Raw genomic sequence first — 20968 nt, forward strand, 5'->3', positions numbered from 1 at the left:
GTTTATAAAAGGTTTTATTATAACGGCATCATCGCTATATCTCCGTCGGACAAACGAAACCTTACACGAGTAATGGGATCCTTAATAAATTTTGTATAACGTCCGATAACCACTTTTGCACCACTATAAATAGTAGAAACGACTTCGACCTTGGCTTGGTCGGAATCCTCAAGCGACTTCTCAATCTCAAAAATTCGATCTTTAATCGTACTCTGCTCTTCTGTAAGTTGTCTTTTGGTATGGTTAAGCTTTATCCGCATAGCCACCTTATCAGGTCCCATTTGACCCGTTGCTGCTAATTGATCCAACAGGACCAACGCTTTGTCGGTTTTATCCACATTCTCGTTTACAGTTCGCAGCTGTGTTCTTAATTGCACCAGTTCATTGCGCAGGTCAGGCAGCACTCCAACTTCAATTACAGTTGCCGTAGACATCGAGTTTCCTATTGTTCGTGCGGCAACCAGCTCTCCAGCTTGAATAGTGCCTCCCACAATAAGTCCCTTGGTTCCTTTGCAAATGACCTCTTTACTTGCACGAATCGTTGAATGCATAATGCTTTGGCTGACCAGAACTTCATGAGCTATAATTGTAGCGTCTTGTATAAAAGAGCTTTTAATCCGTTTGCCGGCGCGGATTGTGCCTTTATTGTGACCCAAAATACCAGCGCTAATTTCAATAGACCCATCCGCATCCAAGTCGGCGCCTTCCACGCTACCCGTTATACGTATATCTCCAGCAGCTTTAATTTTAAATCCCGTCAAGACACTACCGCGAATAACAACAGAACCTACAAAATCTATATTTCCTATGTTATAGTCAACATCGCCGTTAACTTCAAAAATAGGAAATACATTTATTTTTTCACGTTCAGTTTGAGTGATCATTCCGTCAATAGCCGAATACATAGCGATTTGCTCTGCATCCATAACCACATTTTTCCCAGGTTTGAGACGTGCTTCCTTTCCGTCCTTCGCAGGCAATGCCTCTCCCGTTACAGCTCTGCCAGGAATGCCTTTAGTCGCAAGAATGCGTTGAGCTATTAATTGCCCTTTGCGTACATTATGGATGGTTGTAACCTCTTTGAAATCGACTTTGCCATCCTCAAGCTCTGTTGGCTTTTTGGAATCGTTGCCCAAATCAAATTGATAGCTAATATATCCATCATGACCGTTTTTCGGTGGCGTCCCGGTAGCAATTAGTGTTTTGCTCAAAAATATCTCTTTAGGATTACGGATAATGTCATTCAATTTTGAGCGATTGATTCCATGAGAAATTTGATAGCTTTTTAAAACCTCTTCAAGCTGTTCCATATTAAAAGTCAAGCTATCTTCATAGTTTTTAAATTGTAAGAAAGCATTAAGCTTATCATCGGACAAAGAAATTTCCATAAAAAAACTGAGTGGAATAGCTTGCTCCGCCATAATTTCCCTCACTTTCTAAGTATCAAGAATCTTGAAACAACTGCTCTTGGTAACGCCCAAGTGAGCCTCGAAGCCTTAAGATCGCTTTGGAATGCAGCTGTGAAATGCGTGAAGGCGACAGGTTCATTACCTCAGCAATTTCACTTAAGGATAATTCCTCGTAATAAAAAAGTGAGACTACCGTTCTTTCCTTTTCTGTCAGCCTTTCAATCGCTTTGGCCAAAGTTTCTTTCAAATAAAACTCATTTACTTTATATTCAGGATTTTTAGCCTTCTCATCTATGAGTAAGGAAAGGCGCGTTTCCGAATCTTCTTCACGAATAGGGTCGTCAATAGAGCAAACGGTTGTAATAGCTATTTCTTGCACCATCTGCCGAAAATCATTTTCACTAACCTGCAAATACGAACTAATTTCCTCATCGGTAACGGAACGCAAGTACTGCTGCTCCAGCTTCTGGTAAGCCTCTTCAATTTTCTTTGACTTTTCACGCACGGATCTCGGTACCCAGTCTCCCTGGCGCAGACCGTCTATAATGGCACCACGGATACGCCAGGAAGCATAGGTTTCAAATTGCAAACCACGCAAGTAATCGAATTTTTCAATAGCATCAATTAATCCCATAACGCCAAAGCTGGCCAAATCATCTTTTGCCACATTTTTCGGTAAGCCAATAGACAGACGGTTCGAAACATAATCCACTAAAGGTAAATAAGTTTCGATCAGCGACTGTTTTGCTTCAATCAAGCCGGATTCTTTCCACTGCTTCCAGACGTCAATATTGGATAAATGCGACTTTTGTTGAATCATTAACGGTTGCCACCACCCTTATTTTTCCGTCATGTGACGTACGGCTTGAGCCAGCTCCCCTGCATCCAAGTTCTGTTTGCTAGATAGCTTTGGGGGATTCAATGGAGCGAAGCCCGTTCCTCCACCGGATGAATTCGATCCCTTAAGCATTTCGTGCAGGGCCGCATCTTCATCCGGTGTTGACATATCTAGTGTTGTCCCTTTGTGTTCATCTGCAGGTTCATGGTGTAGCGCCTCAGTTACGGCTAATTGGTTAAATCCTGCAATCGTCCCTAGCACCCAACGGAACAAAAAGACGATCGCAAACAATATAATGAAACTGTAAAAGCTTCTTAACAACGTCGTCATCCAAATATTATTGAAAATAGAAATCAAAAATGTAAGTACAAACGATATGCCGCCAACAATAAAATTCCAGCGAATAGTACCTAACATAGCCTACAGCTCCTTTACTCCTTGTAATACACTTCGGATTAAAAGGACGCCCGTTTGGCAGTCGAATTCAATAGTTCTTCCATAGTTGCCACCCGTGTCTTCTGCCCGCAATGGTATGGAAAATTGCTTCAGCATCACTTTGCAGGATTCAACATTTCTAGGTCCAATACGCATCGTGTCGGAATTGCCTGCAAAAGCGAACATTTGTGCGCCACCCGCCATTTTTGCTTCTAATCTGCTGACCACAGCTCCTAATGCCTGCATTCTGGAAATCATATCCGGAATTGCAGTATTAGCATACTTGGCGATATTTAATTTGCCTTCTCTCGCAATATCGGAATCAGGCAGCATAACATGTGCCATTCCTGCGACCAAAGCTTTTGAATCATATAGAGTAAGACCAACGCAAGACCCTAACCCTGTCGTTTTCAGCACCCCGGTCAAGTGTGTAACATTCAGATCAGCCATGGCTACTTTAATATAGTTATCTTGAATCATGGAGTTTCTACTCCCAAAGCAGCAAAAATTTTGTCGAAAGATTCCGGATCGGGGATGAGGAAGAAATGACCTTCTATTTCATCATTGCCGTCCAAAAATTTCGTATCAATAAGTAAAGCAGAGTCTCCCATTTGACCGAATTGGAGAAGACCGTAACTCAGAATCGCACCCGCCATATCGATAGCCAAGGAGGGTACAGTTGGTGACATATAAAGCCTTGTAAAATCAGCTAATGAAGATAAATAAGAACCTGCCAAAATATTACCTATTTCGCTTAAAGCGGAAAGCTCCATCTCTGTATAATGTTCGTCATCAACCACGTCAATCCCTACCAGGTTACGCAATAATTTTTTGGCGGAATCTAGCGATAATATGAAAAATAAGTTGCCTGGAGTCTCTCCTTCTACCCTCAGGAAAATAGCAATGACCACTTGCTCATCTCCGCCGACACTATCCGCAATTTCCTCAAAAGCTACCATCCGGACTTGCGGAACCAACATATCTACCGGTTTATCGAGCAATTTGGACAAAGCAGTAGCTGCATGTCCAGCACCTATATTTCCTACTTCCTTGAGGACATCCACTTGAAAATCTGCGAATCGATCAAATAATCCCACACAAATTACTCCTCCAGATTTTCTAGTTGGATAATTTCGCTTTTGTTTAAAACTTCTTCAAGATTTAAAAGAATTAAAAGTCGTGTGTCGCTTACTTTCGCTATTCCTTGCAAGTATCTGGCTTTAATTCCTCCAACAACCTCAGGCGGGTCATCAATGCAATCCGTGTCGACATCTATGACATCATTAGCGGAATCAACGATCAAGCCTACCTCAATATCCTTTACTGCCACAATAATAATTCGTGTATTGTCTGTATATTCATTTTCGGTAAATCCAAATCTGCCGCGAAGATCGATAACAGGGGTAACCACGCCACGCAAATTGATGACACCCTTAACAAACTCAGGTGTTTTGGGAACTCTAGTCATTGGCTGCATACGCTCGATCGTACGCACCTTTTCTACCTCAACGCCGTACTCTTCATGTGCCAAGGCAAATACGATTACTTTGATTTCTTTTCCCATATTCCCGTGCCTCCTCTTAGTTATCAGCTAGCATCTGTTAAGTTAATTTACTGAAGATTACTTAATAAGTGCATTCGTATCAATAATTAACGCCACTTGCCCGTCTCCTAAAATAGTTGCACCGGAAACAGCAAACAATTTGGTGAAATATTTACCCAGCGTCTTTAGAACAATTTCTTGTTGACCAATAAATTCGTCTACCACAAGGGCCGCAAGTCGTTCCCCTTTACGTATGACCACAATCTGTGTTTCTCCTGTAAACTCATCGGCTGCACCTGGTACATCAAACAGCTTGGCTAATGGAACCAAAGGGATAACACTGTTGCGGTAATCCACCATCAGATTGCCATGAACGACGCGAATCTGTTCTTGTTTGATAGCTGCTGTCTCCACGATAGAGGAAAGCGGAATCGCATATTTCTCACTGCCCATACGAATCAGCATTGCTGAAATGATGGACAAGGTCAGAGGCAATTGAACGGAAAATTTGGAGCCTTTACCTAGTTTGGAAGTAACCTGTACTTTTCCTCCCAAGCTCTCAATCTTGGTTTTTACAACATCCAGCCCTACGCCACGACCGGATAAATCAGAAATTTTGTCAGCTGTACTGAACCCTGATGCGAAAAGCAGCAAATATACTTCTTCATCCGACAATCGAGTAGCCTGGTCCTGCGTTACGACTCCTTTTTTAATTGCCGTTCTCAGAACATTATCACGATTAATTCCACGTCCATCATCTTCGATTTCTATGAACACATGATTTCCGCTATGATACGCCCGTAAATTGATTGTGCTCGTTTCTGACTTTCCAGCTGCAATTCGATCTACTGTAGGCTCAACTCCATGATCAACCGCATTTCTCAGCAAATGAACAAGCGGGTCGCCAATTTCATCGACTACGGTTCTATCCAGCTCTGTGTCGGCACCGGTAATGATTAAATCCACCTTTTTATCCAAGGTTTTGGCTACGTCACGAATCATTCTCGGAAATCTGTTAAATACAGTGTCTATTGGAACCATGCGCAGTTTCAAGACGATTCCTTGAAGATCACTGCTGACTCTAGTCATATGTTCAACCGTTTCGGTCAGCTCGCTCTTTTTAATTTCACTGGCAAGCTGTTCCAGACGGACCCGATCAATCAGCAGCTCGCTAAACAGGTTCATAAGCGTATCCAATCGTTCAATATCAACACGAATGGTCCTGTTAGCCACTGGAGCATTTGCTGCTGCCGGCTTCTTAACTTCTACCTTTTCCTGTGACTCAGCCTCGGCTGTTGCTGAAGCTGCTGCGATCTCTTGTTGAGCAGCCATAACTGGAGGCTTCATCAGTTCATCCAGCTTGGCCGAGTCCAATACGCTAACTATAGCTTTATCGATTTCGGATACACTGGAAATTTGCTTCTGGAGGCTTGCCTGATCCGTACTGGATATGAAAAAGACAGAAAACTCATTATCAAATCGCTCTTGTTCAATATCCTCTACAGGAGGGTTCGACTTAATAACCTCACCATTCTGCTCCAATACATTGAATACCATATAGGCACGGGCAGCCTTAAGAACACAATCCTCACGAACCCCAACCTCAATGTAAAATACGCTAATTCCTGCTTCAATCGACTGTTGGATAATGGATAATTGAAATTCATCCAATACTTCAGCAGAGGAAGCTTCCCCCTTCACAGGAGCAGCATTTCCGGCAGCTCCGCCACCTTTTAAATACTCGCCAGTTACGATGGATTTCAAGGCTGCAACGATAACGGATACGTCGGCCTTCCCCGTTCCCCCTTGAATGATATCTTCAACCATAGATTCCAGGGAATCCAAGCTTTTGAAGATACAGTCAAAAATAAAAGAATCCATTTTTAACTTACTATTCCGAACCAGGTCCAGAACATTTTCCATCTCATGTGTTAGCGAAGCCAGATCCTCAAAGCCCATCGTTGCCGACATTCCTTTGAGCGTATGCGCAGACCGGAAAATGTTATGTACGATACTAATATCTTCAGGGCTGCTTTCAAGACTCATCAAATTATCGTTCAAAGCTTGTAAATGCTCCCTGGATTCGTCAATAAACATAGATAAATATTGATTCATCTCCAAAACCATACACCTCCGTCAATGTAGTTCATCCCTAATGCAGTAGTTACACTTCACTTAAATTAAATTCAATTCGTATTCGTAATGACTGCATGGGATATCTTCCGGGCAATTTCCTGCTGAGGCAGCACATGCATAACGCAGTCCAACTCCACAGCAGCTCTTGGCATCCCATATACAATGCAGGTTTCTTCTGATTCCGCGATAGTAGTAACAGCCCCTGCCTGCTTTAATGCCTGCATCCCTTTAGCGCCATCCGCCCCCATTCCTGTCATAAGAACGATGTGCCGTTTTAATTCTTTGAGCGGAAGTATCGATTCAAAAAGGACATCAACGGATGGTCGATGACCGCCCCTTGGCTCCTCTTGATTCAAATGAATTTTGTACATTCCTGGGCCGTTCCGGGCTATAGTCATATGATAACCTCCAGGCGCTACATAAGCAGTGCCATTTTGAAGAATCATTCCATTTTCTGCTTCCACTACCTTCAGCTCGGATACAGAGTCCAGCCGCTGCGCCAAAGATTTGGTGAAATTAGGCGGCATATGCTGAACGATTACGATTGGAGCTGGTATATGTCCAGGAATCTGCGAAATGACTTGATGAAGTGCCCTGGGCCCTCCAGTCGAAGTCCCGATAGCTACAAGATGACTTACATGTGATGACGGTTTCAATTGCTGCTGCTTTTCAGAAATCGACTGAACTACGGTTTCTGAGACTGGTGCTACTCTTGGTGATGGTTTGGCAACCAATGGATTTAATTGAAACTTGTTGACATTCGTTTTAACTGCTATATGAAGCTTCTCCAGTAGTGCTGTTTTTACTTTGTGAAGATCTAAAGAGATGGACCCTGATGGCTTTCCGATAAAATCAACGGCACCTCGTTCTAATGCAGTTATCGTTTCCCTCGCACCATCTTGTGTTAAACTGCTCAGCATGACCACTGGAGTCGGCTGCTCAGACATGATGGCCTTCAGAGCATCAAGTCCGTTCATCTCGGGCATTTCGATATCCATCGTTACCACGTTCGGTTTAAGCTTTTTCACAAGCTCTACGGCTTCCTTACCGTTCTTTGCGGTTGCAATTACTTGAAACTGAGGATCCTCCGTAATGAGGTCAGTAATGATTTTTCTCATAAAAACAGAATCATCGACTACGAGCACTCCATATGGTTTCACTATGATCTAACACCTCCATGTTGTCTGTTTGGTTGGCACAAGAGGTTGTTACTGTTTAAGAAGTCTTATCATTTTCGATAAAAATCCTTTGACCGCCCCATCTTGATTTTCAGCAGGTGTTTGTTTGGCAATGTAATCCTCCACTAACTTATCAATAGCCTGAGAAGCTGGAGAAGAAGGGAATTCAATTGTAAAAGGAACCTGTTTTTTAACTGCTTTGGATACATGGTTATCATCAGCAACAAACCCTAGTGTCGGAATATCAAGCTGCAGGAATTGCTTGGCTACCATGCTGATCTTGTCTGCTGTTTGCTTGCCTTCCTTCCAATCCGTCGCTCGATTTACAACAAGCTTGAACTTGACTGGCTCATTCATAGAGTTAACCATTTTTATAATGGCATAAGCATCTGTGATGGATGTTGGTTCCGGTGTAGTAACAACGAATGTTTCTTCCGCAGCTAGAATGAATTTCAGCGTTTCCTTCGACAATCCAGCTCCAGTATCGAAAATAATAAAATCAACTGAACCATTTAATTGATTAACCTGATTTGCAAAATAATCGAGCTGTTCCTCCGTTAACCTTATTAAATCATTAAATCCGGATCCGCCTGCGATAAATTGAAGATCATTATAACCGGTTTGAATAATTTCCCAGATCGTCTTCTCTTTTTTGAGGAGGTGATACAAATTATACTTAGCTGTAATCCCCATCAAAACATCAATATTGGCTAAGCCGATATCGGCATCAAACACAAGAACCTTAAAGCCTTTCTTCTGTAGGGTAAGAGCAAAATTCAAAGTAAAATTTGATTTGCCTACCCCGCCCTTGCCGCTTGTTACAGTAATAATTCGTGTCGTCTTGGGCAACTGCTGGTTTTGCTGGCTTGAAATGAGATTCCGAAGTCCTTGTGCCTGATCATTCATTGTTACTGGCCCCCAGTATCAAGTCAATGATATGTTGTTCCGCCAATTCCGTAATATCATCCGGTACACTTTGCCCATTGGTAACATAGGATAATTGAAGCTTGAAATCATGGACAAGATTGACGACGGAGCCGAATGAGTCGGTTTCATCCATCTTAGTGAACAATACCTTGTCCAGCTTAAATTTCGTAAAGTTATCCGTTATTGCTTTCATGTCTTTATATTTGGTTGTTAAGCTCAATACAAGAAACGTTTCACTTTTTCCCTGTGAGCGTAAAAGCGAATTTAATTCGGACACATACATCTCGTTGCGATAATTGCGGCCTGCAGTATCCATAAATATAAGATCACAATCTTTTAATTGCTCGTAGGCTTTAGACAAGTCCTGTGGGGAAAAAACAACCTCCAACGGAACGTTTAAAATGGTCGCATACGTCTTTAGCTGTTCTATGGCTGCAATTCGGTAAGTATCGGAAGTGATGAATCCGACCTTACGATTATATTTAAGCACCTGCTCTGCAGCCAGCTTGGCAATCGTCGTTGTTTTACCTACCCCTGTTGGTCCTACAAAATGAACTATTCTTGTATCAGGGGCCATATGCTTCGATTCCCCTACCATAAACAGACCAAGCAATTGCTTGCGAATTAATTTCATTGCCAGCTCGTCTGTCAATGTCAGACCTTCAACATTGACTATTTCCGTCACTTCAGTAATAACTTGTTGGACGAGAACCGGGTCTAGTTCCTGATCCAGCATCCGCTGCTGCAGCGTTGCCAAGGACGGATCCATGGGAGACTGCTGGAAGCCCTGGACTGAAAGCTTATGCATAAACTCTTTCATCTGCTTAAGCTCTTGGAGCAATATATCTTCCTTTGTATTAACCGCTACCGCTGCTGATGCTGATGCAAGCGGCGCTTGTTGTGCGTTTTGTACTTGTTGTGTTTGTGGTACGTATTGTGCCTGTTGTGTTTGTGGTACGTATTGTGCCTGTTGTGTTTGTGGTACGTATTGTGCCTGTTGTGTTTGTGGTACGTATTGTGCCTGTTGTGTTTGTTGTGCTTGTGGTACATGTTGTGCCTGTTGCGCTTGTGGCATATGATTTTGAACCTTTACGGCAACCGGCGGTGGGCTGGGTATAAGGACATCCGGTACCTCAGGAAAAGACAGTGCAGGCTCATCCACTCTTTTGGGCAGCACAGCTCCCGCACTGTTGTTCGGTCTTGAGTACGCCATCTGAGCGGTCTGTAAAGAATTATAGCTCTTAGGCGCTTGCTCCTGCAGCACCGCAGGTGCTGGCGATGAGGCGGCTTTTGTAGAGCTTGCTGCGGCTGTTGAATCCGTTGCCGCGAGCACTTCAATCTTTTTCTTGGAAAACATCCCCATAAAGCCGCCTGAACGTATTTCTTTTGTACTTAAGATGACCGCATCTTTTCCTAAGTCAGTTCGAATTTTTTGTAAAGCATCTGGCATAGAATCAACTACGTAGCGCTTCACTCTCATAAATTAACTACCCCCATGCTTTGAATTTCAACGTTGGGTTCGAGTTCGCTGTAGGAAAGAACCGGTATATCCTGCATAGTCCGTTCCAAAAGCTGTCTTAAGTACATCCGAATCGTAGGTGAGGTCAATACGATTGGCTGTTGGCCTGATTGAAGAAGCTTCGTCACTTGATCGGTTATTCGTTGGTATATCATTTGCGTAGAAGATGGGTCTAAAGCCAGATAGCTGCCCTGATCCGATTGCTGTACGGATTCAGCAATTTTCTTCTCGAGTGTGGGACCAACGGTAATCACCTTAAGCGAATCCCCATTACTTGCAAATTGCTGTGTAATTTGCCTGGATAAAGCTTGTCTAACATATTCGGTCAAGATTTCAGGATCCTTGGTATATGTTCCATAATCCGCCAAGGTCTCCAGTATTGTGACCAAATCACGTACCGATATTTTTTCTTTCAATAATTTCACAAGCACTTTCTGGATATCCCCAATGGATAACACATTCGGAATAAGATCATCCACCAACACAGGATAGCTCTCTTTGACATTCTCTATTAATGATCTTGTTTCCTGACGTCCCAGCAGCTCATGAGCATGCTTCTTAATGATTTCCGTTAAATGAGTGGCTACAACAGAAGGCGGATCAACTACAGTGTAACCGGATAATTCAGCCCGTTCCTTCATTATTTCATCGATCCACATGGCTGGTAATCCGAAAGCAGGCTCCAGAGTGTCGATACCTGTGATTGAATCATCGTCTATGCCCGGGCTCATGGCCAGGTAATGATTCAATAGAAGCTCACCGCGTGCAACCATGTTACCTTTAATTTTGATTACATATTCATTTGGCTTCAATTGAATGTTGTCACGTATTCGGATTACCGGTACGACAACCCCCAGCTCAAGCGCACATTGTCGACGAATTAATATAATACGGTCTAATAAGTCCCCGCCTTGTTGAGTGTCTGCCAGTGGAATCAATCCATAGCCAAACTCAAACTCAATGGGATCCACCTGCAATAAACTAATGACACTTTCAGGACTTCGAACTTCCTCAATTTGCTGTTCTTCCTCCAGCAATTCTTCCTTTGCTTGCTGCTTGACCAAATTTTGCTTCATTTTCATTGCCGCAAAAGCCAACAGAACAGCAATCGGGAATGTAGTGAAAAAGTGAATAGGTGTAAAAATACCCAGCAAAGTAATGGTACCGGCGACAATATACAGGAGATTAGGATAAGAGAAAAGCTGCTTCGTTAAATCATGAGCCAAATTACCATCCGATGAAGCTCTGGTAACAATTAAGCCTGCTGCCGTAGAAATTAGAAGAGCAGGAATCTGACTAACTAATCCATCACCTATCGTCATGATCGAGTATAGTTCTCCTGCTTCGGAGATACTCATCCCCTTCATGCTCATTCCTATAACGAGTCCGCCCAATAAATTGATAATCAGGATGATAATGCCGGCAATGGCATCTCCCTTTACGAATTTACTGGCACCATCCATCGCTCCATAAAAGTCAGCCTCATTGGAAATTTTCTCACGGCGCTCTTTCGCTTGCTGCTCATTAATCAAGCCTGCATTCAAGTCTGCATCAATAGCCATCTGCTTACCCGGCATAGCATCCAATGTAAATCGGGCAGCCACTTCGGCAACGCGCTCAGAACCTTTGGTAATAACGATAAATTGAACAATAACCAGGATTATAAACACTACAAAACCGACTACGATATTACCCTGGGCGACAAAAGAACCAAAGGTTTTGACCACATTACCGGCATCCGCATTTGCCAAAATGTTACGAGTTGTCGAGACATTTAAGGCTAGCCTAAACAAGGTGGTTATTAATAAAAGGGAAGGAAATATTGAAAATTGCAAGGCTTCCTGAGTATTCATGGAAACAAGGATAATCATCAAAGCAATAGAAATATTAATGATCAGCAATACATCTATAAGCCATACGGGTATAGGAACAACCATCATCATTATAATGCCAATTACACCTATCAGTACGACCAGATCTTTTACTTTCATTACGCATGTCCTCCTTTCCTAAGCTAGTTAGCCTTACCTTTTACCTTATATACATAGGCTAAGACTTCAGCGACAGCCTGGAACATATCGGCCGGGATGGCTTCTCCAATCTCAACTTGAGCATAAAGCGCGCGAGCTAAAGGTTTGTTCTCCATAGTAACAATACTGTTCTCTTTCGCAATTTGTTTAATTTTTAATGCAATATAATCCGTACCCTTTGCAAGAACCGTTGGCGCCTGCATGTTTTTAGAATCATACTTCAATGCTACAGCGAAATGCGTAGGGTTAGTAATGACAACATCAGCTTTTGGAACTTCCTGCATCATACGCTGCATAGCCATTCTTCGCTGCTTTTCACGGATTTTACCTTTTATTAACGGATCCCCTTCCGTCTTCTTATATTCGTCTTTAATATCCTGCTTGGACATTCTCAGGTTCTTTTCAAACTCATATTTCTGGTACATATAATCAAACAGTGCTAGTACGATCAGAATAAGTCCGATTTTGATTCCCAATTTAAACGTAACGGATCCGGCAAACACAAATATATTTTCCAGAGGTAGTCTGGCAAGATCCATTAAATGACTTTTCTCAGCCCAAAGCGTTGAATAAACAACATAGCCGATAATGGACATTTTAAGTACAGACTTCATAAAATCTACAACAGTCCGCATAGAGAAAATGTTTTTGGCACCTTCTATCGGATTCAGCTTATTGAATTTCATCATGAGTGGATCGGTAGTCATTAGAAATCCTATTTGCAAATAATTACTGAAAATAGCTGTGACTACAGTTATTAACAGGATCGGTGTAAGAAGCATCAAGCTCTGAATAACGAGTTGTTTGAAGAGTGAGCCCACATTTTCGATAGATAAATTAAGCAATAAATAATCGTTAAATACAGACCGGAACACATTCATCAGCTGATCCTTCATATAACCGCCGAACAAATAGAACGATAAGAATGCGAAAAACAAAATAAAGGCAGCAGGCAAATCCATACTCTTAGCAACTTGTCCCTTTTCTCTGGATTCCTGCCGTTTTTTGGGAGTAGCCGGTTCTGTTTTTTCGCCCGCAAACATCTGTAAATCTAGCTGTAAACGAATACGTTCCACATCCAGTCCTCCCGGTTAACCCGCAAATAACCCAAAAAACTTTTGCAAGTGGTCGAGCATTGAAATAAAGGTATCCTTGAATACATCCTCATACGCTGGAAATAACAAAATCAATAATACGAAGCCTATGATCATTTTGAGTGGCGCCCCAATAACAAAAATATTAAATTGAGGAGCTACCCTGGTTAGCAAGCCAAGTCCAATATCAGTTAAAAAAAGAGCTACGATAACCGGAGATGCCATCTGCAAGCTAATCGCAAATACGGTTGAGAAAGTTTTCAACAAAAATTGTGAAATCTGCCCACCGTACATCCTCGTGAACATGTCATTGGATAATGGAATCCATTCATAACTTTCTATTATTGCTTTGAGCAGAAGGTGATGCCCGTTAAAAGACAGAAACAACAGCATCGCGATCATATACTTCAAATTACCGATAACAGGCGAGGATGCTCCAGTCATAGGATCAATAACATTTGCAATCCCAAACCCTATCTGTATATCAATAAAGGAACCGGCTATCTGCACGATAGTAAAAAACATATAAGCAATAAAACCAAGACAGACACCAACAAGTATCTCCCGTATGACCGTCAGTAAGTAAAGAGAATCAAGCGGAACCGTAGTTGTTGTGCCTGTTACTGTGTATGCCATTAATGTTACGAAAAAAGCAATCCCAACTTTAAAATGTGCCGGGACATTTTTGGCCGAAAAGACGGGTACTACGACAAAAAAGGAGGTTATCCGACAAAAGAAAAGCATGAAGCCAGGAAAAAATTGATTAACCCATTCCAATAGACTCACTACCTAGCCGACATATTTATAAAGGTTATTCAACAGGTTATAAGTAAAATCAACCAACGTTGTCAGAATCCAAGGACCAAAGGCCAATACCGCAAGAAGTACGGCTACAATCTTCGGAACAAAAGCCAAGGTCTGCTCTTGAATCTGAGTGGTTGCTTGAAAAATACTAATGATCAATCCAACTAGCAGAGCGAGTACCAGCATGGGAGCACTAGCCTTCAAGACCGTATACACAGCCTCACCGGCCAGATGGATGACAAACTCGGAACTCACGATTTCTTCTCCTCCTGCTTGGGTCAGAGTACCCTAAGAGTTTTTGACTAGGCAAAAACTGACTTTGTAAGCACCGACCTTACGTATTGTAGCTTAGCAGCAAGGATCTCACGACAAGATACCACCCGTCGACCAAGATAAACAACAATATTTTAAAAGGCAATGAAATCATTACGGGAGGAAGCATCATCATCCCCATTGCCATGAGTGTGCTTGCTACTACCATGTCGATGACCAAGAATGGAATGAATATCATGAATCCCATTTGAAAGGCTGTCTTAAGTTCACTTATTGCATAAGCGGGAACTAAAGCTGTTAAAGGTGTATCCGCGACGCCGCTTGGCGGTTGTGCTTTGGAATAATCCAAAAACAGTTTTAAATCCTTTTGTCTTGTGTGCTCAAACATGAAACTTTTTATCGATAATGAAGCTTTATCCAATGCTGCTGTTTGAGTAATTTCGCCCTTGAGATACGGCTGCAGTGCCGTCTGATTTAAATCACCCAAAGTAGGGGCCATTATAAAAAAGGTCAGGAACAAAGCTAATCCAATCAGCACTTGATTGGGCGGCATTTGCTGGGTTCCAAGCGATGTTCTGACAAAACCAAGGACAATAATAATTCGAGTAAAACTGGTCATCAGAACAAGAATTGCAGGCGATATGCTTAATATGGTGATTAGCAATATGATATTGATTGTACTTGCAGCCCCACCTGTATTACCGGAGGAACCAATATCAATATTAATTCCAGGTATCGGATCAGCCGCATAAGCATATGTACTATAGAACATTATGGCTAACAAGGATAATGCGGTTAAAGCTCCAGCTTTCCATTTCATGGCTTATCATTCAACCGATCTTTGTTTTTGTCATCCATCAACAATTCCTCCACCATCTTCTTGCGATCAGACAAATGCTGCATTTTATTGTGGAATACTTGCTGAAAGGATGCCGTTATATCGGACTCTTCTACATCAATCGTGTCATCCTGCTTCTTTCTCAGTTTGCTCAGCCATCCGCTGAAAGTCTCAAAATTGACTGTATTAGAGCTGCCGACTGTCAGCATATCCGTTATATAAGCAACTTCTTCGGCATCATCAATTTTCTCCATCAATTGTACGTTGTCTCCGACTCCAACAATATAAAGCGAATGACCAATTTCAATGACTTGAATGGATTTGTTTGGCCCGAGCGGCACTCCGCCTAAGGAGCGAAGAGAACGACCAAATAAAAATTTATTTTTTTTGGCTAGAAACTTAATAATCACGAAAAACAATCCGATAATAAGAATAAGAAAAAAAATAACTTTAACGACCATCCACATAGTATCAGCTGTACTTATTCCAGGATAGTCCATATTAGGTGCATCATTCGGAAACTTATCCGCAGCAGTGCCGGATTCCCCATAACAAACTATAGAGAATCCAGCTAGTTGAATCATCCCCACGAATATAAATGAACAAATTCTGGTTGCGAGTCTATTCAAGTTTCACATTCCTTTCGGTTTATGTCAGACTCTCCCCTTACCGTTATTATCCCAACGTTTTCTTAATAGCTTCGATAACACGATCTGCCTGGAAGGGCTTCACAATAAAATCTTTGGCACCCGCTTGAATAGCATCAATAACCATAGCTTGCTGTCCCATAGCGGAACACATAATAACTTTTGCATTCGGATCTAATTTTTTGATTTCCTTTAGTGCAGCAATTCCATCCATTTCGGGCATCGTGATGTCCATAGTAATTAAATCAGGACGCACTTCTTTAAATTTTTCGATAGCTTGGGCGCCATCATTCGCTTCACCACAGACTTCATAACCATTTTTAGTCAAAATGTCTCGGATCATCATTCTCATAAAAGCTGCATCGTCTACAATCAAAATTCGGTTTGCCATGGGTAAACAGTCCTCCTAGGGGTTAGTTAGTATTGTAATTTTTGAATTCGATCCCACTGGTTCACTATATCAGTTACACGTACCCCAAAGTTCTCATCGATTACGACGACCTCACCTTTAGCGATCAGCTTATTGTTGACAAGGATGTCAACCGGCTCACCGGCAAGTTTGTCCAGCTCGATAATGGAACCTTGCGAAAGCTCAAGTATATCCTTAATTACCTTATGTGTTCTACCTAGCTCTACTGTCACCTTAAGTGGTATATCTAACAATAGATTAAGGTTAGTATCCTCCGCAGGGGTTAATTGAGTTGTATTAAATCCTGTGAACTGGGCTGGCTGCACGTTAACATCCCTTACAGGACCCGCACCATAAGCCGCAGGAGCAGGAGGCTGTTGATACATCGGTTGCTGTGGTGGATACATAGGCTGTTGATACATCGGCTGCTGTGGCGGATACATAGGTTGCTGGTACATCGGTTGTTGTGGCTGCATAGATGGATCTAGATACATCGGCTGCTGATACATCGGCTGTGCATATGGATCATGCATAGGTGGTGGTGCTACAGGCTGCTGTTGAACCGGCGCTGGTGGTGGTGTTGGAGCAGCAGGTGCTGCGGCCGCCGCGGTTTCCTCAACTACGTCTCCCCCTCCCATTAATATCGATACCATGTCCTTAGCAAAAGGAACCGGCAGCAATTGCATAATTGTGGAATCAATCAAATCTCCAATTGTTAACCGGAAAGAAATTTTAATAAATACGTCCTCAGGAGGAAGTGAACTGGCCCCTTCTCCCTCAGCCAAATTTAAAATATCAATTCCAGGCGGAGAAATGTTGACAAAACGGTTAAAAATGGTGGACATCGATGTTGCGGAAGAACCCATCATTTGATTCATGGCTTCTTGTACAGCACTAATATGAATTTCTGACAATTCAATATTTTGTCCCGTACCGTCTCCACCCATCATTAAGTCGGCAATTACTTGAGCGTCACGCGTTTTAATTACAAGCAAGTTTATGCCATCAAACCCGTCTACATAATTTACATGAACAGCCACATGAGGTTTAGGAAATTCTTGAACTAATTCTTCTCTTGGAATAACAGAAACTTTGGGAGTTGTAATATCGACTTTTTTACCGAGCAATGTGGATAACGCTGTTGCTGCACTGCCAAAAGTAATGTTACCTATCTCTCCAAGAGCGTCCTGCTCCAGGGAAGATAAATAGTCATCGATATGAACCTCTCCACTCGCGTTATCAAAACTATCACCGGAAGACTGTCTTAATAATGCATCTATTTCTTCTTGAGACAAATAATCTTTATTATTCGTCATTCTCATCCGCTCCTTCCTCAGTGACAATCTCTGTAATCTGAATAGCCAGTTTTCCTCTACTCGTACCCGGAGTTCCTATATATTTCAATTTCTCTCCAATCCGGATGTTCAACAAATCTTCTACCGGCTTGTTCAATGCAATGACATCACCAGCATTCAGGTTCAAAAACTCTCGGATTGATATTTGGGATTCGCCTAATTCGGCTATAATAGGAACTTTGGCCTTATGTAATCTGGATTGCAGCGCCATTACTTCTTCAGGTGCGCTAGTTTTCTTTTGCGATACAAACCAATGATGGACAGACAACCTTGGCATAATTGGTTCAATAACCACGTGCGGAATACATAAATTGATCATACCCGTCGTATCCCCAATTTTAGTGCTTAAGGATATTAAGGCAATCGTCTCATTAGGAGAAACAATCTGCATAAACTGCGGATTGGTTTCCAATGCTTCCAAACGAGGAGAAAGATCAATGACTGTTTTCCAAGCTTCCTGGAGGCTCTCGAACGCTCTGCTGAATATTCGTTCCATTACAATAGTCTCAATCTCAGTCAGCGCATTGATTTTGGTAGGTGAAGTTCCTGCTCCGCCAAGCAAACGGTCCAACATGGCGAACGCTACGTTAGGATGAACTTCAAGCACCATTCTTCCTTCCAGAGGCTCTGCTTCAAAAATATTAAGTATGGTCATTTTTGGAATGGAGCGGATAAATTCATCATAAGGCAATTGTTCGACTTGTACCACATTTATTTGCACAAATGTTCGTAATTGTGCCGAAAAATATGTCGTTAAATAGCGCGCGAAATTTTCATGAATTCTAGTTAAGCTTCGAATATGGTCCTTTGAAAAACGAACCGCCCTTTTAAAATCGTAAGCTCTGACTTTTTTCTGGGTATCTTCCTTCTTTAGCTCCTCTGCATCCATCTCACCGGAGGATAACGCGGCCAACAAGGCGTCTATCTCATTTTGCGAAAGCACATCAACCATCTCGTCACCTCCTTCATGCAATTTCCTTTAAGACCCATCATTATTGAAGAACACTGTCTGTAATCCAAATTTGCTTGATTTTCCCGGAGGAGAGCAATGGGTTCATTTTATTCATAAGGGCCGAAGTTAGATTATCCAAGCCTTTGCTGCCTTGTACCTGCTCTGGAGTCATGTCGGAGAGCGTTTGTACGATTATGGCTTTCATTTTGAAATCCAGCTTTTCAAATTCATCCTTGGCCTTCGTATTTTCCAATTCAATAGCGAAGCTTGCTTTAATGAACCTATTATTGGTTGCAAGATTCGTCAATATATCTTTTAAAATAACAGTGCTGGCCTTTGTTTCTTCAGGGGAAAGCTTTTTGGCCGGCTTTACTTCTTTCGCCGAATTTTGTGCGAGCTCTTGAGGATCTGAGCTTCCTTTTTTGTCCATGTATTCCAATAATACGAAAGCTGCCGTCAATATTAAGGTTATAGCAATTAGAATTGCCACCACTAGCAAGAAGATTTTACTTTTAAACAACTACAACCCCTCCGAATCCAAACTCTTAATTGTTCCGGCAACCGCACCGATTGATTTCATATATTGGGTCACTAGCTGGACCACATCTTTTTCTGGCTCTAATACGGTAATTTTTTTACTTGTAATTAATGTAATCATAGTATCAGGTGTTTCCTCGATACTTTCAATCAGCAAAGCATTGATTGTAATTATCCTCCCATTGAGCCGCGTTAGTCGAATCATGACTAGCCTCCGTTTTATAAAAATTAGAGGGAGAGGTTAGGCTCCCCCATCATTTCTATTATTGTTTCAAATTAACAACTTCTTGCAAAATTTGGTCAGAAGTAGTAATAATCCGTGAGTTAGCTTGGAAAGCACGTTGAGCCACAATCATTTCTGTAAATTCGCCTGTCAAATCAACATTTGACATTTCCAGTTGGCCTGCAACGATTGCTCCTGTTCCGTTAACCGGATCATTAGCTGTAAGAATCGCTCCGGAAACAGGCGCTCCTGCATCATTGGAGTTTGGAGATTGACGGTATAAATTACCTCCAACCTTTTCCAGACCAGAAGGATTAGAAACCTTACCAATACCGATAAAGACACCCGAGCTAGTAGTCGTTCCAGTGCTATCAACCGTAATGATCTCACCTGAGTTGGAGATGGAATAAGCAGTTACAGGTCCGCCAGCTCCCAAATTGTCCAGATCGATGATTGCATTATCCGAGCTAAGAACAAACATACCATCTGAGGTAACAAGCTGATTGTTGGCGTCAAATGAAAAGTTCCCTGCGCGAGTCAAGAAAGGTTCGCCTGTACCAGGAGTATCACTAACAAGGAAGAACCCATCTCCGTCTAATCGCAAGTCGGTCGGTACATTTGTAGTCATTGCACTACCTGGTGTATGGATAGTGTCAATAGAACTGATCGACACACCCAGACCGATTTGCTTTGAGTTGACTCCACCTTTGGTTCCATCTACAGAGGGAGTAACACCTGCAACCGTTTGGCTAAGAATATCCTTGAACATAACGCGTCCGGCTTTAAAACCAACAGTGTTAACGTTGGCGATATTATTACCGATCACATCCAATTTGGTTTGAAACCCTCTCATACCGGAAACTCCAGAGTATAGAGATCTTAACATAGAATGTTGCCTCCTATTGAGTTATATGATTAGGTTGCTTCGGTCGTTCCACAACCAGGGGCTTCCTTAAAAGGTCCGGCCCTACTGTTACGAAATAATGACCGCACTGTCAATTTGAGTGAACAAGTTATCTTTCATCGACGCTTCATCAAGCGCGGTTACAACAGTCCTGTTCTTAATATTCACAATAAGTGCGGTATCGTTGATCAGCATTAGAGAATCCTTGGCGCCTTTGGACGCGGCTTTATCAATAGCAGATTGAATTTTGGCCAATTGCTCAGGCTGAAACTCGATCCCTCTCTGACGCAGCCTCTGCTCTGCATGATGACTAAAACGGACCAACTCATTTTGCAGTACATTCTGAAACGTTCCTTCCTTAGCCGGGGCTGGAGCATCGTTTCTCTTTAACTGCTGAGTTCTTAAACTTCCTGGATATAGCTGGCCTACAGAAATCCGTTCGGTCATGGCTTAACCTCCGAATTGGCAATTTCTGTGATTCGATTCAATCCGATTTGCTCACCATCAATCACAGCATATTGCCCATCAGCCTTCACTACGATCGAACTAACAATTCCCTTTTTAATAATTGGGTTATTGCTGTCACTTGTAACATTAGTCCAGGAAATTTCTTTTCCGATCAAGCCGGAGGCAAAGCCCAAAGTTTGACGGAGATTCTTCATCTCGGTATTCATATTGGTTAACTGCTCAACAGACGTAAATTGAGCCATTTGTGCAATAAATTCTTTATCCTGGAGAGGCTCCATAGGATCTTGATTTTTAAGCTGAGTCATCAGAATTTTCAAAAACTCATCCTTGCCCAGCTTGCCAGCATCCTCTTTTTTTACAGTACCTGAATTTTGGATGTTCGTCTTAGAGTAATAAGGATACACATTCCTGGTACTTACTATTGAATCAGACATTTGTTCACCTCCTAA

24 protein-coding genes are annotated in these 20968 nt (G+C 42.1%); all 24 read right to left on the minus strand.

Annotation, left to right across the window (positions count from 1 at the left end; genetic code table 11):
- Nucleotides 1–17: 17 nt before the first annotated feature.
- Nucleotides 18–1421: a flagellar assembly protein A gene (locus ACFQ0C_RS25175; protein WP_379370672.1), complete on the minus strand. Its 1404-nt coding sequence runs from the start codon at nucleotides 1419–1421 to the stop codon at nucleotides 18–20.
- A 22-nt stretch (nucleotides 1422–1443) separates the two neighbouring features.
- Nucleotides 1444–2229, minus strand: a complete 786-nt coding sequence (locus ACFQ0C_RS25180) for a FliA/WhiG family RNA polymerase sigma factor (RefSeq protein WP_258212393.1) — start codon at nucleotides 2227–2229, stop codon at nucleotides 1444–1446.
- A gap of 18 nt (nucleotides 2230–2247) precedes the next feature.
- Complete coding sequence (locus ACFQ0C_RS25185) at nucleotides 2248–2664, minus strand: hypothetical protein (RefSeq protein ID WP_258212394.1); 417 nt, start codon at nucleotides 2662–2664, stop codon at nucleotides 2248–2250.
- Nucleotides 2665–2667: 3 nt separating this feature from the next.
- Nucleotides 2668–3162 carry a chemotaxis protein CheD gene (locus ACFQ0C_RS25190; RefSeq protein WP_258212395.1) on the minus strand — a complete coding sequence of 165 codons (495 nt, stop codon included), beginning with the start codon at nucleotides 3160–3162 and terminating at the stop codon, nucleotides 2668–2670.
- Nucleotides 3159–3779, minus strand: a complete 621-nt coding sequence (locus ACFQ0C_RS25195; protein ID WP_258212396.1) for a chemotaxis protein CheC — start codon at nucleotides 3777–3779, stop codon at nucleotides 3159–3161. Before ACFQ0C_RS25195 ends, ACFQ0C_RS25190 begins: the two co-directional genes overlap by 4 nt.
- 5 nt (nucleotides 3780–3784) lie before the next feature.
- Nucleotides 3785–4246 carry a chemotaxis protein CheW gene (locus tag ACFQ0C_RS25200; RefSeq protein ID WP_379370675.1) on the minus strand — a complete coding sequence of 154 codons (462 nt, stop codon included), beginning with the start codon at nucleotides 4244–4246 and terminating at the stop codon, nucleotides 3785–3787.
- Between the two features lie 57 nt (nucleotides 4247–4303).
- Nucleotides 4304–6346: a chemotaxis protein CheW gene (locus ACFQ0C_RS25205; protein ID WP_379370677.1), complete on the minus strand. Its 2043-nt coding sequence runs from the start codon at nucleotides 6344–6346 to the stop codon at nucleotides 4304–4306.
- Nucleotides 6347–6411: 65 nt separating this feature from the next.
- A complete protein-coding gene (locus ACFQ0C_RS25210; protein ID WP_379370679.1) occupies nucleotides 6412–7521 on the minus strand; it encodes a protein-glutamate methylesterase/protein-glutamine glutaminase in 1110 nt (369 codons plus the stop codon).
- 48 nt (nucleotides 7522–7569) lie between these two features.
- Nucleotides 7570–8445 (minus strand): MinD/ParA family protein, encoded by an 876-nt coding sequence (locus ACFQ0C_RS25215; protein ID WP_379370681.1) that lies wholly within the window; start codon nucleotides 8443–8445, stop codon nucleotides 7570–7572.
- Entirely contained in the window at nucleotides 8438–9946 is a 1509-nt protein-coding gene (gene flhF, locus ACFQ0C_RS25220; protein WP_379370683.1) for a flagellar biosynthesis GTPase FlhF, read from the minus strand. The genes ACFQ0C_RS25215 and flhF overlap by 8 nt, the downstream gene beginning before the upstream one ends.
- Nucleotides 9943–11976, minus strand: coding sequence for a flagellar biosynthesis protein FlhA (flhA, locus tag ACFQ0C_RS25225; protein WP_258212402.1), 2034 nt, complete (start codon nucleotides 11974–11976; stop codon nucleotides 9943–9945). Before flhA ends, flhF begins: the two co-directional genes overlap by 4 nt.
- Before the next feature lie 23 nt (nucleotides 11977–11999).
- The gene (gene flhB / locus ACFQ0C_RS25230; RefSeq protein ID WP_379370772.1) at nucleotides 12000–13058 is read right to left on the minus strand and encodes a flagellar biosynthesis protein FlhB; all 1059 of its coding nucleotides are present in this window, start codon (nucleotides 13056–13058) and stop codon (nucleotides 12000–12002) included.
- Between the two features lie 48 nt (nucleotides 13059–13106).
- Nucleotides 13107–13886, minus strand: coding sequence for a flagellar biosynthetic protein FliR (gene fliR / locus ACFQ0C_RS25235; RefSeq protein ID WP_379370686.1), 780 nt, complete (start codon nucleotides 13884–13886; stop codon nucleotides 13107–13109).
- A gap of 12 nt (nucleotides 13887–13898) precedes the next feature.
- The gene (fliQ, locus tag ACFQ0C_RS25240; RefSeq protein ID WP_258212405.1) at nucleotides 13899–14168 is read right to left on the minus strand and encodes a flagellar biosynthesis protein FliQ; all 270 of its coding nucleotides are present in this window, start codon (nucleotides 14166–14168) and stop codon (nucleotides 13899–13901) included.
- Nucleotides 14169–14247: 79 nt separating this feature from the next.
- Nucleotides 14248–14958, minus strand: a complete 711-nt coding sequence (gene fliP / locus ACFQ0C_RS25245) for a flagellar type III secretion system pore protein FliP (RefSeq protein WP_258212495.1) — start codon at nucleotides 14956–14958, stop codon at nucleotides 14248–14250.
- A gap of 44 nt (nucleotides 14959–15002) precedes the next feature.
- Complete coding sequence (locus ACFQ0C_RS25250; protein WP_379370688.1) at nucleotides 15003–15653, minus strand: flagellar biosynthetic protein FliO; 651 nt, start codon at nucleotides 15651–15653, stop codon at nucleotides 15003–15005.
- A 46-nt stretch (nucleotides 15654–15699) separates the two neighbouring features.
- Nucleotides 15700–16062, minus strand: a complete 363-nt coding sequence (locus tag ACFQ0C_RS25255) for a response regulator (RefSeq protein WP_258212407.1) — start codon at nucleotides 16060–16062, stop codon at nucleotides 15700–15702.
- Nucleotides 16063–16088: 26 nt separating this feature from the next.
- The gene (gene fliY / locus ACFQ0C_RS25260) at nucleotides 16089–17396 is read right to left on the minus strand and encodes a flagellar motor switch phosphatase FliY (protein ID WP_379370691.1); all 1308 of its coding nucleotides are present in this window, start codon (nucleotides 17394–17396) and stop codon (nucleotides 16089–16091) included.
- Nucleotides 17386–18387, minus strand: coding sequence for a flagellar motor switch protein FliM (fliM, locus tag ACFQ0C_RS25265; protein ID WP_171651616.1), 1002 nt, complete (start codon nucleotides 18385–18387; stop codon nucleotides 17386–17388). Before fliM ends, fliY begins: the two co-directional genes overlap by 11 nt.
- 40 nt (nucleotides 18388–18427) lie before the next feature.
- Nucleotides 18428–18907 carry a flagellar basal body-associated FliL family protein gene (locus ACFQ0C_RS25270; protein WP_379370693.1) on the minus strand — a complete coding sequence of 160 codons (480 nt, stop codon included), beginning with the start codon at nucleotides 18905–18907 and terminating at the stop codon, nucleotides 18428–18430.
- A complete protein-coding gene (locus ACFQ0C_RS25275) occupies nucleotides 18908–19129 on the minus strand; it encodes a flagellar FlbD family protein (RefSeq protein ID WP_258212410.1) in 222 nt (73 codons plus the stop codon). It abuts the gene before it with no gap.
- 58 nt (nucleotides 19130–19187) lie between these two features.
- Nucleotides 19188–20033 (minus strand): flagellar hook-basal body complex protein, encoded by an 846-nt coding sequence (locus tag ACFQ0C_RS25280; RefSeq protein ID WP_258212411.1) that lies wholly within the window; start codon nucleotides 20031–20033, stop codon nucleotides 19188–19190.
- An 87-nt stretch (nucleotides 20034–20120) separates the two neighbouring features.
- Nucleotides 20121–20498 carry a TIGR02530 family flagellar biosynthesis protein gene (locus ACFQ0C_RS25285; RefSeq protein WP_258212412.1) on the minus strand — a complete coding sequence of 126 codons (378 nt, stop codon included), beginning with the start codon at nucleotides 20496–20498 and terminating at the stop codon, nucleotides 20121–20123.
- Nucleotides 20495–20953, minus strand: coding sequence for a flagellar hook capping FlgD N-terminal domain-containing protein (locus ACFQ0C_RS25290; protein WP_258212413.1), 459 nt, complete (start codon nucleotides 20951–20953; stop codon nucleotides 20495–20497). The genes ACFQ0C_RS25285 and ACFQ0C_RS25290 overlap by 4 nt, the downstream gene beginning before the upstream one ends.
- Nucleotides 20954–20968 lie beyond the last annotated feature (15 nt).

This window comes from Paenibacillus sp. GCM10027630 (assembly GCF_042676305.1).
Taxonomy (GTDB): domain Bacteria; phylum Bacillota; class Bacilli; order Paenibacillales; family NBRC-103111; genus Paenibacillus_S.

What these genes read in the sequence shown, in the direction of transcription:
- flhA (WP_258212402.1), bottom strand. Translation starts at nt 11,976, where the DNA reads ATGAAAGTAAAAGATCTGGTCGTACTGATAGGTGTAATTGGCATTATA.
- fliY (WP_379370691.1), bottom strand. Translation starts at nt 17,396, where the DNA reads ATGACGAATAATAAAGATTATTTGTCTCAAGAAGAAATAGATGCATTA.
- ACFQ0C_RS25190 (WP_258212395.1), bottom strand. Translation starts at nt 3,162, where the DNA reads ATGATTCAAGATAACTATATTAAAGTAGCCATGGCTGATCTGAATGTT.
- ACFQ0C_RS25185 (WP_258212394.1), bottom strand. Translation starts at nt 2,664, where the DNA reads ATGTTAGGTACTATTCGCTGGAATTTTATTGTTGGCGGCATATCGTTT.
- ACFQ0C_RS25280 (WP_258212411.1), bottom strand. Translation starts at nt 20,033, where the DNA reads ATGTTAAGATCTCTATACTCTGGAGTTTCCGGTATGAGAGGGTTTCAA.
- ACFQ0C_RS25285 (WP_258212412.1), bottom strand. Translation starts at nt 20,498, where the DNA reads ATGACCGAACGGATTTCTGTAGGCCAGCTATATCCAGGAAGTTTAAGA.
- ACFQ0C_RS25175 (WP_379370672.1), bottom strand. Translation starts at nt 1,421, where the DNA reads ATGGCGGAGCAAGCTATTCCACTCAGTTTTTTTATGGAAATTTCTTTG.
- ACFQ0C_RS25275 (WP_258212410.1), bottom strand. Translation starts at nt 19,129, where the DNA reads ATGATTCGACTAACGCGGCTCAATGGGAGGATAATTACAATCAATGCT.
- ACFQ0C_RS25200 (WP_379370675.1), bottom strand. Translation starts at nt 4,246, where the DNA reads ATGGGAAAAGAAATCAAAGTAATCGTATTTGCCTTGGCACATGAAGAG.
- ACFQ0C_RS25215 (WP_379370681.1), bottom strand. Translation starts at nt 8,445, where the DNA reads ATGAATGATCAGGCACAAGGACTTCGGAATCTCATTTCAAGCCAGCAA.
- flhB (WP_379370772.1), bottom strand. Translation starts at nt 13,058, where the DNA reads ATGTTTGCGGGCGAAAAAACAGAACCGGCTACTCCCAAAAAACGGCAG.
- ACFQ0C_RS25180 (WP_258212393.1), bottom strand. Translation starts at nt 2,229, where the DNA reads ATGATTCAACAAAAGTCGCATTTATCCAATATTGACGTCTGGAAGCAG.
- fliM (WP_171651616.1), bottom strand. Translation starts at nt 18,387, where the DNA reads ATGGTTGATGTGCTTTCGCAAAATGAGATAGACGCCTTGTTGGCCGCG.
- fliP (WP_258212495.1), bottom strand. Translation starts at nt 14,958, where the DNA reads ATGTTCTATAGTACATATGCTTATGCGGCTGATCCGATACCTGGAATT.
- ACFQ0C_RS25290 (WP_258212413.1), bottom strand. Translation starts at nt 20,953, where the DNA reads ATGTCTGATTCAATAGTAAGTACCAGGAATGTGTATCCTTATTACTCT.
- flhF (WP_379370683.1), bottom strand. Translation starts at nt 9,946, where the DNA reads ATGAGAGTGAAGCGCTACGTAGTTGATTCTATGCCAGATGCTTTACAA.
- ACFQ0C_RS25255 (WP_258212407.1), bottom strand. Translation starts at nt 16,062, where the DNA reads ATGGCAAACCGAATTTTGATTGTAGACGATGCAGCTTTTATGAGAATG.